General features: G+C 66.3%; 20 protein-coding genes. 19 read left to right on the top strand and 1 reads right to left on the bottom strand.

Annotated features, from left to right (window positions below; genetic code table 11):
* Positions 1–36: 36 nt before the first annotated feature.
* From ACFWN2_RS06190 to ACFWN2_RS06275, 18 genes are all read left to right on the top strand, one after another.
* Positions 37–675: a hypothetical protein gene (locus ACFWN2_RS06190; protein ID WP_382425190.1), complete on the top strand. Its 639-nt coding sequence runs from the start codon at positions 37–39 to the stop codon at positions 673–675.
* Positions 675–1379, top strand: a complete 705-nt coding sequence (locus ACFWN2_RS06195) for a chromosome partitioning protein (RefSeq protein ID WP_382425191.1) — start codon at positions 675–677, stop codon at positions 1377–1379. Before ACFWN2_RS06190 ends, ACFWN2_RS06195 begins: the two co-directional genes overlap by 1 nt.
* Positions 1376–2734, top strand: a complete 1359-nt coding sequence (locus ACFWN2_RS06200) for a CpaF family protein (protein ID WP_382425192.1) — start codon at positions 1376–1378, stop codon at positions 2732–2734. Before ACFWN2_RS06195 ends, ACFWN2_RS06200 begins: the two co-directional genes overlap by 4 nt.
* Before the next feature lie 47 nt (positions 2735–2781).
* Positions 2782–3564, top strand: coding sequence for a type II secretion system F family protein (locus ACFWN2_RS06205; RefSeq protein ID WP_382425193.1), 783 nt, complete (start codon positions 2782–2784; stop codon positions 3562–3564).
* On the top strand, positions 3561–4433 hold the full coding sequence (locus ACFWN2_RS06210) for a type II secretion system F family protein (RefSeq protein WP_382425194.1): 873 nt from the start codon (positions 3561–3563) through the stop codon (positions 4431–4433). The genes ACFWN2_RS06205 and ACFWN2_RS06210 overlap by 4 nt, the downstream gene beginning before the upstream one ends.
* 8 nt (positions 4434–4441) lie before the next feature.
* Complete coding sequence (locus tag ACFWN2_RS06215) at positions 4442–4618, top strand: hypothetical protein (RefSeq protein ID WP_382425195.1); 177 nt, start codon at positions 4442–4444, stop codon at positions 4616–4618.
* Between the two features lie 13 nt (positions 4619–4631).
* On the top strand, positions 4632–5024 hold the full coding sequence (locus ACFWN2_RS06220) for a TadE family protein (protein ID WP_382425196.1): 393 nt from the start codon (positions 4632–4634) through the stop codon (positions 5022–5024).
* A 5-nt stretch (positions 5025–5029) separates the two neighbouring features.
* Positions 5030–5452 (top strand): TadE/TadG family type IV pilus assembly protein, encoded by a 423-nt coding sequence (locus ACFWN2_RS06225; protein ID WP_382425197.1) that lies wholly within the window; start codon positions 5030–5032, stop codon positions 5450–5452.
* Positions 5449–5835 carry a pilus assembly protein TadG-related protein gene (locus tag ACFWN2_RS06230; protein ID WP_382425198.1) on the top strand — a complete coding sequence of 129 codons (387 nt, stop codon included), beginning with the start codon at positions 5449–5451 and terminating at the stop codon, positions 5833–5835. Before ACFWN2_RS06225 ends, ACFWN2_RS06230 begins: the two co-directional genes overlap by 4 nt.
* Positions 5832–6254, top strand: a complete 423-nt coding sequence (locus ACFWN2_RS06235; protein WP_382425199.1) for a hypothetical protein — start codon at positions 5832–5834, stop codon at positions 6252–6254. The genes ACFWN2_RS06230 and ACFWN2_RS06235 overlap by 4 nt, the downstream gene beginning before the upstream one ends.
* A complete protein-coding gene (locus ACFWN2_RS06240) occupies positions 6251–8524 on the top strand; it encodes a BTAD domain-containing putative transcriptional regulator (RefSeq protein WP_382425200.1) in 2274 nt (757 codons plus the stop codon). The genes ACFWN2_RS06235 and ACFWN2_RS06240 overlap by 4 nt, the downstream gene beginning before the upstream one ends.
* Positions 8525–8956: 432 nt before the next feature.
* Complete coding sequence (locus tag ACFWN2_RS06245) at positions 8957–9301, top strand: hypothetical protein (protein WP_382425201.1); 345 nt, start codon at positions 8957–8959, stop codon at positions 9299–9301.
* 31 nt (positions 9302–9332) lie between these two features.
* Positions 9333–10502, top strand: a complete 1170-nt coding sequence (locus ACFWN2_RS06250) for an AAA family ATPase (protein ID WP_382425202.1) — start codon at positions 9333–9335, stop codon at positions 10500–10502.
* Between the two features lie 26 nt (positions 10503–10528).
* Positions 10529–12253: a VWA domain-containing protein gene (locus ACFWN2_RS06255; RefSeq protein ID WP_382425203.1), complete on the top strand. Its 1725-nt coding sequence runs from the start codon at positions 10529–10531 to the stop codon at positions 12251–12253.
* A 120-nt stretch (positions 12254–12373) separates the two neighbouring features.
* Positions 12374–12802, top strand: a complete 429-nt coding sequence (locus tag ACFWN2_RS06260; RefSeq protein WP_382425204.1) for a hypothetical protein — start codon at positions 12374–12376, stop codon at positions 12800–12802.
* 73 nt (positions 12803–12875) lie between these two features.
* Positions 12876–13109, top strand: coding sequence for a hypothetical protein (locus ACFWN2_RS06265; RefSeq protein ID WP_382425205.1), 234 nt, complete (start codon positions 12876–12878; stop codon positions 13107–13109).
* 126 nt (positions 13110–13235) lie between these two features.
* Complete coding sequence (locus ACFWN2_RS06270) at positions 13236–13637, top strand: hypothetical protein (protein ID WP_382425206.1); 402 nt, start codon at positions 13236–13238, stop codon at positions 13635–13637.
* Between the two features lie 57 nt (positions 13638–13694).
* Positions 13695–14285, top strand: coding sequence for a hypothetical protein (locus tag ACFWN2_RS06275; protein WP_382425207.1), 591 nt, complete (start codon positions 13695–13697; stop codon positions 14283–14285).
* A 146-nt stretch (positions 14286–14431) separates the two neighbouring features.
* Here the strand turns inward: ACFWN2_RS06275 and ACFWN2_RS06280 are convergent, their stop codons facing one another.
* Positions 14432–15001, bottom strand: a complete 570-nt coding sequence (locus ACFWN2_RS06280) for a hypothetical protein (protein ID WP_382425208.1) — start codon at positions 14999–15001, stop codon at positions 14432–14434.
* Between the two features lie 344 nt (positions 15002–15345).
* Between ACFWN2_RS06280 and ACFWN2_RS06285 the strand changes: the two genes are divergently transcribed.
* Positions 15346–16566 (top strand): pentapeptide repeat-containing protein, encoded by a 1221-nt coding sequence (locus ACFWN2_RS06285; protein WP_382425209.1) that lies wholly within the window; start codon positions 15346–15348, stop codon positions 16564–16566.
* Positions 16567–16568 lie beyond the last annotated feature (2 nt).

A 16568-nucleotide genomic window follows, 5' to 3' on the forward strand; every position in this document is an offset into this window, starting at 1 on the left:
CACGTCGCGATACCCCCATGCCTTCAGGAGGCCCAGATGAAAACTCAGCAGGCTCTCGACAGCAAGTCGGCGACCAAGTGGACGGAGGCGCGGTCCCGGATACCAGGCCGCAGGCGACGAAGTGTTCCGCATCTGATTCTCGGCGTCGCACTGGTCGTGGCATGCGCGGCTGGCGGAGTCGTTGCGGCACAGGAACTCGGCCAACGTCAGGAGGTCGTGGCGCTGGCGCGGCCGGTCGACGTCGGCCACGTGATCCTCGAGCAGGACCTCGTCGGAGTGAGCCTCGCCCTGGACGATGCCGTGAAGGTCGTTCCCGCCTCAGCCGCCGCGAGCGTGGTCGGTCGACAGGTCGCGTACTCACTGCCGGTCGGCGTACTCCTGACCGACGATGTCCTCGGACCACCGCAGGTACCTGGCGAAGGACGGGCAATCGCCGCCCTCGGACTCAAACCAGGGCAGTTCCCTCCCGAGCTGTCTGCCGGTTCGAACGTGGCCGTACTGGCTTCCGCGCCGAACGAAGGCAGCTCGACGAACTCCTGGCGTGCGGTCGTCGTCTCAGTCGACCGGACGGACCAAACGCCTGTGATCTCGGTGGAGCTGACCGAAGTCGATGCGCGAGAACTCTCCTCGACGCCCGCGGACAAGATCGCCGTGCTGATGGTCGGAGGTCGTTGATGATGGTCATCACCTGCTCTCTCAAGGGTTCGCCCGGCGCAAGCACACTCGCAGTCGCGCTCGGTGCTCGCTGGCCCGAACCGGTACACCCGATCGTCGTCGAGGCGGACTCAGCCGGCGGGGACGCCGCGGCCCGCCTTCGGTTGCCGAGTTCGCCGAATCTCGTCAGCCTCGCCGCTGCCACACGCGGCAACTCCGGCGCCGAACTCCTGTCCCAGCACGCACACGCTCTGGCGAGCGGTCTGCGGATCGTGCCCGCACCTCAAGATCCTGCACAGTCGCGTGCCGCGCTCGGCGCCTTGGCAGCGTCACAGTTCAGTCCCTTTCGGACGCTCGGCGCACCTCTGATAGTTGACGTCGGTCGCGTCGATCCAGACCCGGCGATGCTGGGGCTGCTGAGGTCCGCCGACGCGCTCCTTGTCGTCGCGCGACCTCAAGACGACTCGTTGGCTCACGTAGCGGCAAGGCGAGTTCACATTCAGGGGTGGTCGCACCGGCTCGGCCTTGTGCTCGTCGGCAAGGGCTATCCGTCGGCACAGGTCGCAGAAACGTTGGGGCTGCCGGTGCTCGCCGGCATCCCGCACGACGACAAGGGCGCGCAGGCGCTCTGGCATCAACGCGGTTTCGACTCCGCGTTGAGCCGCCACGCGGCAGGGCTCGTTGGACAGCTACCGCACACCGCACACCAGCGGTGTTCGCGATGACCAGTGTGAGCCCGCTGAGCGGGCCGGCAGATCTGCCGTTCCCCCGACCGATGAGCGACGTGCGGAGTCTGCGCGAACGGCTTCGGAGCGACGTTGCCGAGCAGCTCGGCGCCCGGCTCCGAGCGGACGGGAACGCGGAGCGTCCGCCGCTCGGACCGCTACAGCGGCGGCAGCTTGCCGAGGCCGTCCTGCGCGACTCCATCGAGTCCATCGCGCAGAAGCGGCTCCAGGGCGGGCTTGAACTGTTCAACGCCGAGGTCGAACGTTGCGCGGTCGCCGAGGTCCTGGCCGAGCTGTTCGGCGCCGGCAGGTTGGACCCGCTGCTCGCCGACACGAGCATCGAGAACATCAACGTGAACGGCGCCGAGCGGGTCTTCGTCAAGCGCGCCGACGGCACGCGGGAGATGGTGCCGCCGATCGTCGACTCCGACGAGGACCTCGTCCACCTGATCCGCACGCTGGCTGCGCGCAGCGGAATCGAGGAACGCCGCTTCGACAACGCCTCCCCCATCGTGAACTTCGCCCTGCCGTCTGGCGAACGCGTTTCCGCCGTGATGACGGTGACTCCCCGACCCTCCGTCTCCATCCGCAGGCACCGCCTCCAGCGAGTGAGCCTGGGCGAGCTCCGGGCCAACGGCACGATCGATCCGGGCATGGAGTCGTTCCTCAGGGCCGCAGTCAGGGCGAGGAAGAACGTGCTCGTCACCGGAGGCACGACGATCGGCAAGACGACCTTGCTCCGCGCACTCGCCTCCACGATCCCGGCGCACGAGCGCCTGATCACCATCGAGGACGTGTTCGAGCTCGGCCTCGACCAGGACCCGGCACACGCGGACGTGGTCGCGCTGCAGGCACGCGAGCCCAACCTGGAGGGCGCCGGCGCCGTCACGCTGTCCGACCTCGTGTGGCAGTCGCTGCGCATGCAGCCCGACCGCGTGATCGTCGGTGAGGTGCGCGGTCCTGAGGTCATTCCGCTGACCAACGCCATGTCGATGGGCAACGACGGCTCGATGGGCACGCTCCACGCGAGTTCGAGCGCGGGCGCGTTCACCAAGCTCGGCGCCTACGCCGTGCAAGGACCAGAGCGGCTGACGCTGGAGGCCACGAACCTCCTGGTCGCTTCGGCGCTGCACTTTGTCGTGCATCTCGACCTGTCCGCGGACCGCCGCAATCGCGTCGTGTCCTCGGTGCGGGAAGTGGTGGACGCCGATGGGCGCCAGATCATCAGCAACGAGGTGTGGCGGCCAGGCCCCGACCTGCGAGCCGTGCCCGCGGCACCACTCCGGTCGCGGACGCTCGACGAACTCGTCGCGGCGGGTTACGACCCGGAAGTCGCGGATCGGCGGGCATCATGAGTTCCATCTGGCTCGCCGTGCTCACGGGCGGTTGTGCTCTTGGTGCGTTGCTGATCGCGCTGGGCCTTCGTGGCACCTCCGCGCCACGTCGGAGATGGACCGTTCCTGATCACCTCACCATCGTGCGGCTGGGCCTCAGCGTTGTGACAGCGCTGCTGGTCGGCATGACCACCGGCTGGGTCGTGGCGGCGGTTCTGGCCGGCGTGGGCGTAGCCCTGCTACCGCGTGTCTTGCTGGCGGGCGCCGAGCAGCGTGCCCGGCTCGACCGCATCGAAGCGATCGCGAGTTGGACCGAAATGCTCCGCGACACCCTGGTAGCGGCGTCCGGGCTGGAACACGCCGTGCTGGCCACCGCGCCTCGCGCGCCCGAAGCCATCCGGCCCGCGGTCACGTCGCTTGCTGCTCGACTACGCGGTGGCGAACGCCTCGCGGTCGCACTCCGACGTCTCGGCGACGAACTGCAAGACCAGACCGCAGATCTCGTGATCGCCGCGCTCGTCCTCTCCAGCGAGCACCAGGCACGTCATCTCGCCGAACTGCTGGGTGAGCTCGCGGCGGAAGCCCGCGAGCAGGCGTCCATGCGGATGCGGATCGAGGCGAGCCGACGACAAACCCGCACGAGCGTCCGAGTCATCGTGATCACGACCATCGCGTTCGCAGCCGGTTTGGTCGTGCTCAACCGCGCCTACCTCGACCCTTTCGACAGTCTCCAGGGCCAACTCGTCCTCTCCGTCGTAGGCGTGTTGTTCGGCATCGCGTTCGCATGGCTCGCCCGGATCGCGCGTCTACGCGAACCCGATCGGTTCCTCGTCGCGGAGGTGCCACGATGATCCAACCGCTGCTCTGGGGAGCATGTCTCGGCACAGGGCTCTGGGCTTTCGCGGTGTGGCTGATACCGCCCAAGCCCTCGCTGCGCGAAGTGCTCGCAACACTTTCCGCACCGCCCAGCACGAGTACGGGTTCTGTGTGGAGGGTCGAACACACGATCGCTCGCGTTGCCGGTTCGTTCCGTCTTCCAACCGCGCGCGTGCGAGCTGACCTCAACGTCATCGGCAGCGACGTCGAGCGGCACCTCGCCTCCAAGGCGATCGGCGGTCTGTCCGGCGCCGCGTTGGCGTGCTGTGTCAGCCTCTCACTGGTCTTCGGTGATGTCGGCTCGCCGTGGCTGACTTCAGCGGTCGCGATCGCTGGTCTCACCGCGCTCGGGTTTCTGCTGCCTGACCTAAAGGTGCGTGAGTCAGCTCAACGCCGCCGGTCAGCCTTCCGGCACGCGCTGGGCGCCTACCTCAACCTCGTACGCATCCTGCTCGCAGGCGGTGCAGGAGTGGATTCGGCGCTGTCCGACGCCGCCGACGTCGGCACCGGCTGGGCCTTTCATCAGCTGCGGCAGGCACTCGTGACCGCTCAGGTCATGCGAACGACACCGTGGGAAGCGCTCGAACGACTGGGCGACGAACTCGCGCTGCGCCAGCTGTCAGACCTCGCGGCCGCGGTCGCCCTCGCCGGCACCGACGGCGCCAAGATCCGTTCAAGCCTTGCTTCCAAAGCCGCCGCGTTGCGCACAAGGGAGCTCACCGATTCCGAGGGGGAAGCACGCGCGGCGACCGAGCGGATGAGCCTGCCCCTCGTCCTGCTGATGCTCGGCTTCCTCGTGTTCATCGGCTACCCGGCCCTGATCTCCGTCCTCAACGGACTCTAGGAGTGATCATGTTCTACTTCGTGTTCTGCCACGTCCGCGCCACGATCGAGAGCCTGCGCCGAGACGATCGCGGGTACGTGGGCGAGACCGTGGTGACCATCGCCGCGCTCGTCGCCGCCGCACTGGCGGTCGCCGCGTTGCTCACCCAGTTGTTCATCGGTGCGGCATCCAAGATCTCGTTGTGATCGGGGGCGTCCGATGCACCAGCTCCATCTTCCGAACGACCGTGGAAGCGCCCACGCGCAGGTCGTGATCGTTCTGCCGGTGGCGTTTCTCGCCTTCTTCCTCGTCGTGCAGTTCGCCATGTGGTCCCACGCCACGCACATCGCGCAAGCCGCGGCGTCGCACGGACTCGCAGCCGTCCGAGCGCACAACGGATCGCCAGCCGTCGGCACCGCAAGTGCGCGGAGCGTGCTTGCCGATCTCGGTAACGGGCCTTTGCGCGACGCGGACGTGCAGTGCAACCGGGGGGCCGAAACCGCATTCGTGCGGATCTCGGGAACTGCGAAGCAAGTCGTGCCGTTCCTGAGTCTCCGGGTGCACGCCGAGGCCGCAGGCCCCGTCGAGCGCTTCGTCGAACCGGGGCGGTGACCGGCATGTCCTGGTGGCGCGATCAACGAGGATCAGCAGCGGCAGAGATCGCGCTGTGGGCTCCCATCATGGTGATGGCGTTGGTGTTCGTGGCGGTCGTCGTGCACCGCGGTGTCGACGTACGGCTGCGGCTCAACGACGTCGCGCACCAGGCGGCGCGCGCCGCGAGCATCGAGCACACGAGCACACGCGCTGCCTCAGCAGCCACCGCGGTCGCATCCCAGGCGCTCGCCGGTGCCGGGATCAGCTGCCAGGGTCTGAACGTCGAAGTCGGCGTCTTACGGCCGGGAGCGGTGGTGACCGTGACGGTCTCGTGCACGGTCGACCTCAGCGGCGGGGCACTGCTCGGCGTGCCGGCAGCGAAACGGCTGTCTTCCACCGCCTCGGAGGTCGTCGACGCCTGGCGCTCCGAAGGGAGCGGAGCATGACCGCGTTCCTGGTCGCCCTCACCACCAGCATCCTCGCCGTCGCCGGCCTGGTCCTCGACGGCGGCCTGGCGCTGGCCACGAAGGTTCAGGCCGCAGGAGCCGCCGAGGCAGCAGCGCGTGCAGGAGCTCAAGCCATCGACCTCGGCGCCTACCGCCGGGACAGCCGACTCGAGCTCCTATCCGGCGAGGCGGCGAGCAAGGCCCAAGCGCATCTCTCCGCTACAGGTCTCGCCGGCAACGTCACCGTGTCGGGCAACACCGTCACGGTCGTAGTCACGACCTCTCAACGCACGCAACTGCTCGGGCTGGTCGGAATTTCGAGCATCACCGTCCAGGCAACAGGCCACGCGAGTCCCCACCGCGGTGTCACACCAAGCCCGTGAACGCTCGAAAGGGGACCACCATGGCAACGAAAGACGAGATCCGCAGGCGGGTCGAACTCGCTGATGCCGAAAGGAGCACACGCCGGCTCGACACCGCACAGCTCGTCGGCGAGCTCGCACAGCGACGCACGAACCTGGCCGCCGAGCTACGAGAGGTCGACGTCAAGCTCGGCGATCTGATCACGGAGACCGAGGACGTGATGAGCCTCCCCGAACTCGCGTCGTTCACCGACCTCCCCGTAGATGAGCTCGCGGAGTGGGCCACCGCCCGCAAGCCGAAGCGGGGCAGGAAGAAGCGGCTGACCACGCGGACGCCCAGGACAGGAACCTCCAGCGACCAGCGCAAGCCTGAATCACAGGAAGCACCCTCGGTCGCGGATCTCGTCCCGCAGGCGCTTCGGTCTGACTCAAACCAATGACCTCCGCGTCCGTCTCAGGCCGCGTCGTCGGGTACCTCGGCAACCTGGTGCGCGCCGTGGTGGCGTCTGCGTTGCTGCTCACCGTGCTGATCGGGTTGCCGCTCGGGCTGGTTCACCACGTCGGATGGCCGTTGCCGGACGAGGTGCCGAGTTGGGCCGTGCTGTCCGCCGTGCTCACCCAGCCGATGTCCACCTCCTTGCTGCTGAACGGACTCGCCTGCTTCTGCTGGTTGTCCTGGGCCGCGTTCGTCCTGGACACCGGACTTCGTGCGGCGGACGTCCTGCGCGGAGTGAGGTGGCCTGACCTTGCCGCCATGCGCTCACCGGCCGCCGTGCTGGTCGGAACCATCGTCTTGTCGGCGCTCGGCAATCGCGCGGCAGGTGCTGCCCCAGACGGCATCCAGCCGACCTCGTCCAGCCCAGTGACCGCAGTCGAGACCGTGCGGGCACCCGATCCGATCACCGGTAACTGCGACTCGATGTGGGCGGTTGCCGAACGCGCGCTCGGCGACGGCGCTCGCTGGCCGGAGGTCTTCGAGCTCAACCGCGGCAAGCCACAACCCAACGGGTCACACCTGACAGACCCGCACCGCGTGTTCCCTGGCGAGACGCTGCTGGTTCCAGCGACTGCGCCTCCTCCCCCGTCCACGCCCCCGGTCAAGCCGGCACCGCCGCCACCACCGTCCACGAGTGAAATGCCCCAGCACGAAGAACAGGTTCCTCAGCCCGAATCGTCCGCGAAGACCACGGCGTTCGTCGGCATCGCACTGGCCGCAGCCGTCAGCGGAGCTCTCGTGATGGCAAGGCGTAGGCACCGCGGCAGGTACAAGCCCGGCAGCGGACTGCGCGACGATCTACCTGTAGCGCCCGTGGTCTACGAGTTGCAGCTCGCCCCGCGTCCCGAGCACCAGCCGGCTGAGATCGAGGACGCGACACCGCTCGGCGCCAGGGATGGTCACGAGGTAGCGCTCGACCTCGCAGCGTGCGGTGGCCTGGGCCTGGTCGGTCCCGGCGCGGCTGCAGCAGCACGCGCACTGCTCCTGACGGCGTTGACACGCCGAACCGTTGCGATCACGGCTGGAGACCTGGCGTCACTTCTCGGAGAAGGCGCGGTCGGCGAGCCCCCGTCCTCGTTGCAGGTCGTTTCCAGTTGCCAAGAGCTAGCCGAGCAAGCTCCTCCGACCGTCCTCGTGGCTCACCTCAGCGCCGAGACGCGGCGACAGCTCGAAGCCGCCCTTGATCCCGAGTCCTCGCGGCGGCTCGCCGGCGTCTTTCTAGGGCAGTGGACGCGCGGCGTCACGCTCTACGTCCGAGCTGATGGCACCGTTTCGTCGGGAAGTCCCGGAGCTGGCCACAACCTCGTCGGCGTCAAGCTCTTCCACCTCGGTGACAACGATGCGCGCGACCTTCTCGCGTTGTTCCGGCGAGCCGAACCCGTTCCCCAGCCCGAAGCGGCCGCCGCCGCGCTCGAGATCAGCGCGAACGTCGCACCAAAGGACCGTCTGCCGCTGCAACTCCGGCTGCTCGGCGCACTCGCCCTGTGTTGGCCTGACTCCGAACACGACATCACCAACGCAGTTCAGCCGCGGTTGCGCGAACTCGTCGCGTTTCTCGCCGTCCATCCCGATGGCGCAACCCGCGAGGCGCTCGTCAATGCACTCTGGCCCGCGAACACGACGGACAAGACGAACAACGCCCTCAACACCGCACTTTCACGACTGCGGAACGCCATCACCAAAGCGACTGGAGGAACGATCACGGACATCACGATCGCCGGAGGCGGTCGCTACCGCCTCAACCCAGACGTCGTCGAGGTCGACTACTGGCGTCTGGACAACGCGATCACGGCACGTCGCGCGGCCAGCACCGCGCAGGAGCGGACAGACGCGTACCGCGAAGTCGTCAATCTCTACACTGGTCCGCTCGCTGAGGGAGTCGAGAGCGAGTGGGTCGAACCAGTGCGCGAAGCAGTCCGACGCGATGTCATCGACGCGGCGGCCGCGCTCGCACACGCGCTACGCGACGACGATCCCGAACAGACCCTGGAACTGCTGGAGCTCGCACGAGCCTTCGATCCGCACAACGAGCTGCTATACCGGGACATCATGCGACTCCAGGGCCGTCTTGGTCGGCCTGAGGCCATTCCACGCACCCTCGCTCTGCTCACCAGGAAGCTCGCGGAGATCGACGACAAGCCATCACCAGAGGTGAAGTGGCTGGCAGCCAGCCTTCCGCGGCATCACACCAAAGACCAACCCTTGCCGCCATAAGAGCCTAAAATATTCTCGAACTACACAAAAGAACCTTTTCATTGAGCTTCATCAATCATCCAACTCAATGCTACCGTGCATTTTGCCATGATCGCCCAAACCAGCCACCAGAGGGGAATCACTCCGTGGTTCACCCGGAGGTTCATACGCAGGACACCTCCAGACCTGATCCGCCACACGCACACCCAGGGCGCGGCAGGATGACCACAGCGGGATCACCTGATGTCCCAGACTCGCTTGACCCCAAGCGGTAGATCGAAACGGCGCGCTGACGTGCCCGCATCCCCCAGCAACCGGTGCAGACCTGGTCAAACAGCCTCACCTTCAGCCCCTCCGCCCTCCCCAACTCATATAACTTCCTATAGCGAGGCCTGACCGCCCGCCGGCCAGCCCGCCACCCGCCCCAACGACGCAAGCCGAACGCGGCCGCAAATGCAATTTCAATTCAATTGTCACCACAACGCGCAACCTGCATTTTCCGAAAAGAGTCTTGAAAAAGTCCCCGAATACACTGGCGATTCGCGCGCGGCGGAGTTATATTTAATTCAGGCCGGAAAACCGGAAATCGCACCGAATACCACACCTGGCGCGAGCCATGTCTGCAGAACGGGGCCAATCATGTGTTACGCCGACACCATCACCGAAATCGACGGCACGGTTACCGCGTACTGCTACTGCGGATGGGTCGAACACGAACACACCCCGGAATCGGCGGACATCGCGGCAGAAACCCACCAGAACGCGTACGACGTCGAGTCGCCCATCGCGGCCGCCTGACCACCTGCAACCGCACTGAAAGGGAACCGCGATGACCACGCCTGCCACGACCAGCACCCCCACGACGGGAACGGCAACCCGTCTGCGCAGCGGCGAACTTCGCGCGATGGTCGCGCGTGTGCTGGCAGACGACTCCGGCACCGGCATGACCCCGCGCGTGGTAGCCGCCAAACTCGGCGGCCGATCATCGGGCGCGGTCGGCAACGCGTTGAAAGTACTTGCCGAATGCGGTGCCGCCGAAGTCGTCATGACCGCGCCCCTGACCTACCGCGCCACCGCCACCACCGCCGTTGTAGCAGCGACCGCCATCACCCCTGCCCCGACACCCGCCCGACGAACGAAGTCACCCGCACCCGCCGCAGTTCCCGAACCCCCTACGCCGAAACCTGCGGTGACGGCCGTGGTCACCGGACCGGTGACACGTCCGAACGGCCTGACCTACCACCCCCGGTTGCTCTCCGGCATGCCCGATGTGACCGCGCTGCACCGGTTGCGCGAGGCCGGGGTCGCCGCACTGATGTACGGGCCGCCTGGGACCGGGAAGACGTCGGTGGTCGAAGCCGCGTTTCCTGACCTGATCACGGTTCAGGGCGATGGCGACACCACGGTCGCCGACTTCGTCGGCGAGTACACGCAGACCGATGACGGCCGCTACGTGTTCGTGCACGGCCCGTTGGTACGGGCAATGCGCGCGGGTGTGCCGCTGTTCATCGATGACGCCACGCTGATTCCGCCCACCGTGCTGGCCGTGGTCTACCCCGCCATGGACGGACGCCGTCAGATCGTGGTCAAGGCGAACGGCGGTGAAGTCGTCGATGCCGCTGACGGGTTCTACGTGGTCGCCGGACACAACCCCGGAGTGCATGGCGCGATCCTCACCGACGCCCTGTCGTCCCGGTTCTCCGCACAGATCCAGGTGTCCACCGACTACGACCTCGCCACGCAACTCAAGATCGACAAACGAGCCGTCAAGGTCGCGCGCAACCTGGCCACCCGTCAGGCGAAGGGCGAGATCGGTTGGGCGCCGCAGCTGCGTGAGCTGATCGCGTTCCAGAAGATCGCGGGCGTGCTCGGCCCCGAAGCCGCAGCCGGAAACCTGGTCGGCATCGCGCCCGAGGAAGACCGCAGCACCGTTGCCGCCGCCGTCCGCGACTCGTTCGGCACCACGGTCAAGCCTCTGGCACTCGGTACCCGCATCTAGCGCGACCATCCGGAAAGGACATCGCCATGACCGCACACCTGGTAGCTGATCCAGACGTCACGGGTGCCGCCATCTTCCCCGCGCGCCAGGATTGGCTCACGTTGTCCGCCGCACTGGCGGACGAAGTACCAGTGATCGCTGACAGGGATGACCTGCTGGTCACCATCGCGCCCGGTGCGGGCGGCGGTGCCCCAGCATGTTTCTACCCCGCCCGCGCGGTCATCGAAGTCGACGGTGATCAGTTGGAAGTGGACCCCGCCACCGTTGATCCGGCGAACCTGTCGGATCGTGCGCGCTACCCCGTCACGTGGGGACTGCTGACCCACGAGTGCGCACACGCGAAACACAGCGTGTGGGAACTGCCCGACGATGTCTCACCCGCTGTGGCGGATGCCGCGATGCAGCTGGAAGAGTCGCGAATGGAGTCGGCGCACATCCGCCGCCGTCCCGACGACCGGCACTGGTTGCGCGCGTCGGCAACGAGCCTTGTTCTGGCTGACTTCGCCGGTGGCGCGACGATGACCAGAGGATCAGCTGCCCGTGCAGCGGCACTGGTGTTGGCACGAGTCGACGGCGGCATTCTCACCCCCGATGAAGCCGAACCGGTAGCCAACATCATCGAGGAAGTTCTCGGAACCCACACGCTCACCGAACTTCGCACGTTGTGGCAAGAGGCCCTCGCCGCAGCCGACGATGACGCCGACACGATGATCGATGTCGGGAAGCGCTGGTGTGAGACCGTCGGAGCCGAACCTGACAGCGATACCCGCGAATCTGACGAGCGAGGCGAGGCGGGCGGCTCGCCGTCACCCTTGTCCGAAGCGATCAGCCGCGCACTGTCCGAGGTCGCAAGCGCGGTAGCGCGCGAAGCCCCGCCAGCGGATCCAGCAGTCACGGCGGCTGCGGCGAAAGCAGCTGAAAAGGCGGCTAGCGGTGCCGTTGAAAAGATTGCACGATCCGTGTTCTCGGACCGTCGTCCCTCTTCTGACCACAAGACAACGACCATCGCGGGCACTCGCAAACCGACTACGGCCGAACGCAATGCGGCTCGGACGCTGGCACGAGCGCTGTCCACAGCAGGTACGCCGGAACGAGTCGCAGTGAAGTCGACGTCCCCGATTCCTCCCGGACGACTTCGGATGCGCGGCGCGCTCGCCGCTGACGCTCAACGTGCGGCAGGCGCGGTGCCCACGGCCGAACCGTTCACCCGCACCACTCGCGTGAACGTGACCACGCCTCCGCTGAGGCTTGGAATCGCTTGCGACGTATCAGGATCGATGTGCTTCCTTCGCGGCCCGGTCGCATCGACAGCATGGATTCTCGCCCACGCTGGACGCCACACAACCGTTCCCACTGAAACAGCGACAGTGATCTTCGGTACGCGCGTCCAGCCGATCACCCGTCCCGGCGTGGCGCCCACCGAGGTTACCGAGTTCAGGGCCAAGGACTTCGAGGAACGGGTGACCCGCGCTATCGACTCCCTCGACGGTGCTCTTGGGCTCTCACGCCCTGGCGCCGCTCGGTTGCTGGTCATCGTGTCCGACGGACGCTTCAACGACAGCGAACGCGATATGGGTCAGAAGCGCGTGGCTCGACTGCGGGCCTCAGGTTGCGCGGTCCTGTGGCTGACCAGCCACCCGTCCGACACCCCCTTCGACGGGGTCACCGTGCACCAGCTCGCCGATCCCACCGCAACCGCTCAAGCCATCGGGCGCGCCGCCACCAAAGCGCTGAAGGCCGTCGTCCGCTGACTGAAATCAACAAACCGCAGGAGGTGCTTTCCCATGCACACCAACGACCACACGGCCGTGAAGGAGCACACACTCGGGCTTGCTGACAGAGCCACTCGCGTCGCGAGAACCCTTCGCGCCATGCACACCGCCGAGTTCTCCCACCGCCTGGATTCCGCAGACCAGTGGAGTCGATGGGCACGCCGCGCCCGTGTCGCACGAACTGTTGCTGCTGCGTTGCAGGTGCCTGCCGACAGCGTCACGGTCACGGACGATCCGCACCGCCGGTACCGAACGCGTAGCGGGAACGTGCCCGGTGACCTGATCACGGTCACAGACCCCGTGACCGCTCAACGGTGGCGACTGCTGACCGACTTCACCAGTCCTGGCGAGAGCTGGTTCGTCCTGGACCGGTGCCCCGGCTGTGGCGCCGAGGTCCCCGTCGTGCGCATCGCGTGTCTCGCCGATTTCGGCGACTACCTCGACCCGGACACGGACGTGGTTCCAGCTGTCGAGGCACGGGAGGCGTCGCTTCATGAGCCGGACTGCGCGCTCGCACTTCCCATCTGAAGGAGAACTCGTGATGCCCTCTCACACCAACTTGGAGATCGTTGTACGTCGCTTCCGTGAGAAAGACTTCGAGGTGACCTCTGTCGTTGTCGATCCAGCCGACGCCCAACAGGTCCTCTACGGAACCGTCACCCGCGACGGCGTCCTCGTCGGGAGTTACTACTGCACCGATCGGATCCGCCAAACAGGTTGGCGGGCTCTCGGGCCTGACGGCGAACACCTGGTCTTCGGCGACGAGCCCGTCGAGCTCACACGTGACGGTGACGCGATCTTCCTGGTCATGAAGAACGCGGACTCGCCGGCGTAAGCCCCCTTCCGACCACAAAGACCGACATGCAGGAGACGTGACATGACGTCCAGCTTTCACAACGAGATTCAGCTCAACGACATCAACTACAGACTGTCCGCAACCGTGGATTCCGAGGAGTCCCTGGTGCTGGACCTGACCGGAACGACCGAGTCGGGTCAGGTCGTCGCCGACGGACGCCTTCGCCTGCCGGTCGTCGGCGGCACCACAGTCGGCAAGCTCCTCGCCCGCGTGCTCAACGCTCACACGCGGCTGCAGGTCCGACCGACGACCCGACACGCGAACGCCACCCAACCGTGGACCACGGCCCTGGACGACGAACTGCGGAATGTCTGGCTGCAGCCCGGTGACCGAGGCGCGGTTCAGCGCATCAACGATCTCGCTGAACGATTGCAACGGTCCCCCTCCGCCATCAGGGCGCGCCTGTCGAGGGTCGGTTACGACCCAGACGTCCCCACTCGCGAACTTTCAGAGGCGGCCGCCACCGTGCTGCGCGTGAAGCCGAAGGAGGCACGAGCAACCGACTGATCCCGCACCGTCTCCTGTGGACGTTCATTTCACATTAACCAACAACCGGAGGTAGCTATGAACATGCAGTTCACTCCCACCGTCGTCGACGAAATCATCTACGCGACCGAGGGCCACTACACGCTGAAGCGCATCGTGCACCTGGGGCCGCACACTGTCCGAGTGCGAGTACATCGAGAGGTCGAGGTGGAGCCGTGCTTCGCCGCGGCCGAGGTCCTCAGCGCCGACATGGCGTGGACGCCTCTCGTCACGCACCACCCGGAGTGCTGGTTCGATCGCACGGCCACGCCGTTCAAGCACATCAACGTCAAGTCCGAACTCGAACCGCTCGCGGACAACCTGATGCAGCGCGTCCAGGACATCCTCGTCAAGGCGATCGCCATTCCTGATCACGTCCTGGACGTGATCGGCGCGATGCTCGCCATGGCGTACGGCAGCACGGGCGAACACGTGATCACGCCCGACGACGTGAGGTGGGCGAAGGCCAACGGAGGCCCGTTCCGCGCGATCGACCGGCAGGACGGCAGCGTGCTGCTCACCAAGGCACACCGGTACGACTGCCCCCTGCTGATCAGCGAGTGCGACGTCCCGTGCGACGGCAAGTGCCAAGCGGCTCAGACCGCAGGTGGTGATCCGGCCATGAGCTAGCTCTCCAGCCCCCAAGCTCCACCCGACCGACGACGCGGAGTCGCCGGTCGGTCTTCTTCTCGTTGGCTTGCTCGCTTGCCGTTCAACCAAGCAAGCCGTTGCCGAACCCGCAGGCCCGGCAACGGCATCAGCTCAGATCGATCTAGCTACTTCGTGGCGGTGGCCGCGATCGCGAACCGCTTCGGCGCTTCCTTCGTCTTCACCACGGTTCCAGCCGACGTCAACGCTTCCAGCGCGTTGTTCACAGCGCCCTGAGAACGTCCGAGGGCCCTGCCGATGTGCGTCGGCCCGAACGCTTCGTCTGGATGCGCGCGGAGGTAGTCCTCCGTCAACCCCCTCAGCGCACCGGGCTTCAGCCGCCCTTCCGGCAGCGGGTCCGACGGCACGCGCACCGGAGCAACGGCTTCGACCGGCTCAGGATCCGTGACCGCGTCCGGCTCCGCGACGTCCGGAGCGACAGCCGACCACAGATCACCTAGGCGACGGCCATCAACCAGCCCACCTGCCGTGCGTACTGCGGTCCCATCTGCTTCCCAGCGCGCCAGAATCTTCCCGGCGGTGGATTTGTTGATCCCGATGCTGGCGGCCAGATCAGCGGCCGTGGAACCGGGCACGGCGACCAGCGCCGCCTGCAGCTTGCTCGCGGCCGTTTCAGGAGCTGCGGCGACGTCGTTCTCGATCTTGGCTGTCGACTTGGTGCGGTTCTTGCTGGGCATGACGGTCTCCACTTCTTGGCACTGGATTCGTGGTCATGCCCTGGCCAGGGCTTACAGTTAGCCTGCGGCGCGCTACCGCTTGAATCGGCTACAGGACTATGAACGCTTCCTTCAACACGAGAAGTCAAGCGGCCACTAGAAGAATCTCTGTCTCATGTGGACTGCTTGACGCATTCGCTAGAACACATCCGCAGGAGCGCCCACTGACCGGAGGGATCGATCGGACAACGGTGTAGCACTCACCGGCTGACGCGCGACGTATAGGCATGGTCGACTCCGCACGCGCGATAGCGCCACCTTCTGCTCCAGTCGCCCCTGCCGCACAGGCACGGAAGGAACAGCCGTTGTCCAACGGTCGGCTGGTCATAGCCGCTGTTGTCGGCTTTCTGATCCTCGCTGTCGTGTTCGGCGCCATGTGGTTCTGGATCGGCACCGCACCGGTGAGCGGGGCCCAGAAGACGTCTGCGCATATCGAGGTCTTCAAGACCACTGCCAGCGTCGCGGTCATGCTCGGGGGAATCGGTGCACTCTACCTCGCCGCACGCCGGCAGCGTACTCAGGAGTTCCAACACTCGCACGCGGTGGACGTAGCGGCCGACGCCAAGGAGGACGCTCGGCAACGCCGAATCACCGAGCTGTATACCAAGGCGGTTGAACAGCTCGACTCTGACAAGGCGCCCGTCAGACTCGGAGGACTGTATGCGCTCGATCGGCTTGCGCAGTCCGACGAGACTCAACGGCAAACGGTGGTCAACGTGATTTGCGGATACCTGCGCATGCCGTTCACCCCTCCACCCCGCCCGAAACCAACGACACTGGACACGGACGTGCATCGCACGCCATCGGTCCGCCCTGGTCCACCGTCGTCCGCGGATGGCGATGCGCAACATCAGGAGCTCAACGTACGTCTGGCTGCGCAGCAGCTTCTGCTCGAACACCTGATCTTGACTCCCGGAGACGACACCAAGCATTGGGCGAACATCGACCTGGACCTCACCGGCGCCACGTTGATCGATTTCAGCCTCGCCGGCTGTTCGTTGCGCGATGCGACGTTCACGGACGCGACCTTCATCGGCGAAGCCGACTTCACTGGCGCGATCTTCGCTGGTAGGACGAAGTTCATACGAGCCCAGTTCACATCGCGGGCGATCTTCGAGCAAGCTCAGTTCCACCGCGACTCTCAGTTGTTCAAGGCGTGGTTCATCGGTCACGCCAGCTTCGAGAAGTCCCGATTCGTTCTAGAAGCGCGCTTCGACGGCGCCAGGTTCGATCGCCCGGCCAGGTTCAACGACGCCCAGCTCGGGGCGGCCTGGTTCGGTGCCGTGGCGTTCTTTGCCGACGTTGACTTCCAAGACACCACCTTTGCCGAAGGACCTGTCGACTTCGGCGGCGCGGCCAGGCTGCTCAACGCTGTCGCAAGGATGGAGGACGGCGGTTCGAGCATCTGGCCGTCAGGGTGGGCGCCTGATACCGCAGCCGAACCGATTTCGCTTCCGGACTTCCCCGGCATCTGGAGGACGCTGCGGTACACGCCCCTGCACGAACCGCCCAGCACCGGGAACTAGTT

It is taken from the genome of Lentzea sp. NPDC058436 (assembly GCF_042721515.1).
GTDB lineage: Bacteria > Actinomycetota > Actinomycetes > Mycobacteriales > Pseudonocardiaceae > Lentzea.

What these genes read in the sequence shown, in the direction of transcription:
- ACFWN2_RS06255 (WP_382425203.1), top strand. Translation starts at nt 10,529, where the DNA reads ATGACCGCACACCTGGTAGCTGATCCAGACGTCACGGGTGCCGCCATC.
- ACFWN2_RS06280 (WP_382425208.1), bottom strand. Translation starts at nt 15,001, where the DNA reads ATGCCCAGCAAGAACCGCACCAAGTCGACAGCCAAGATCGAGAACGAC.
- ACFWN2_RS06225 (WP_382425197.1), top strand. Translation starts at nt 5,030, where the DNA reads ATGTCCTGGTGGCGCGATCAACGAGGATCAGCAGCGGCAGAGATCGCG.
- ACFWN2_RS06220 (WP_382425196.1), top strand. Translation starts at nt 4,632, where the DNA reads ATGCACCAGCTCCATCTTCCGAACGACCGTGGAAGCGCCCACGCGCAG.
- ACFWN2_RS06215 (WP_382425195.1), top strand. Translation starts at nt 4,442, where the DNA reads ATGTTCTACTTCGTGTTCTGCCACGTCCGCGCCACGATCGAGAGCCTG.
- ACFWN2_RS06200 (WP_382425192.1), top strand. Translation starts at nt 1,376, where the DNA reads ATGACCAGTGTGAGCCCGCTGAGCGGGCCGGCAGATCTGCCGTTCCCC.
- ACFWN2_RS06245 (WP_382425201.1), top strand. Translation starts at nt 8,957, where the DNA reads ATGCAATTTCAATTCAATTGTCACCACAACGCGCAACCTGCATTTTCC.
- ACFWN2_RS06250 (WP_382425202.1), top strand. Translation starts at nt 9,333, where the DNA reads ATGACCACGCCTGCCACGACCAGCACCCCCACGACGGGAACGGCAACC.
- ACFWN2_RS06210 (WP_382425194.1), top strand. Translation starts at nt 3,561, where the DNA reads ATGATCCAACCGCTGCTCTGGGGAGCATGTCTCGGCACAGGGCTCTGG.
- ACFWN2_RS06230 (WP_382425198.1), top strand. Translation starts at nt 5,449, where the DNA reads ATGACCGCGTTCCTGGTCGCCCTCACCACCAGCATCCTCGCCGTCGCC.
- ACFWN2_RS06195 (WP_382425191.1), top strand. Translation starts at nt 675, where the DNA reads ATGATGGTCATCACCTGCTCTCTCAAGGGTTCGCCCGGCGCAAGCACA.
- ACFWN2_RS06275 (WP_382425207.1), top strand. Translation starts at nt 13,695, where the DNA reads ATGAACATGCAGTTCACTCCCACCGTCGTCGACGAAATCATCTACGCG.
- ACFWN2_RS06190 (WP_382425190.1), top strand. Translation starts at nt 37, where the DNA reads ATGAAAACTCAGCAGGCTCTCGACAGCAAGTCGGCGACCAAGTGGACG.
- ACFWN2_RS06260 (WP_382425204.1), top strand. Translation starts at nt 12,374, where the DNA reads ATGCACACCGCCGAGTTCTCCCACCGCCTGGATTCCGCAGACCAGTGG.
- ACFWN2_RS06240 (WP_382425200.1), top strand. Translation starts at nt 6,251, where the DNA reads ATGACCTCCGCGTCCGTCTCAGGCCGCGTCGTCGGGTACCTCGGCAAC.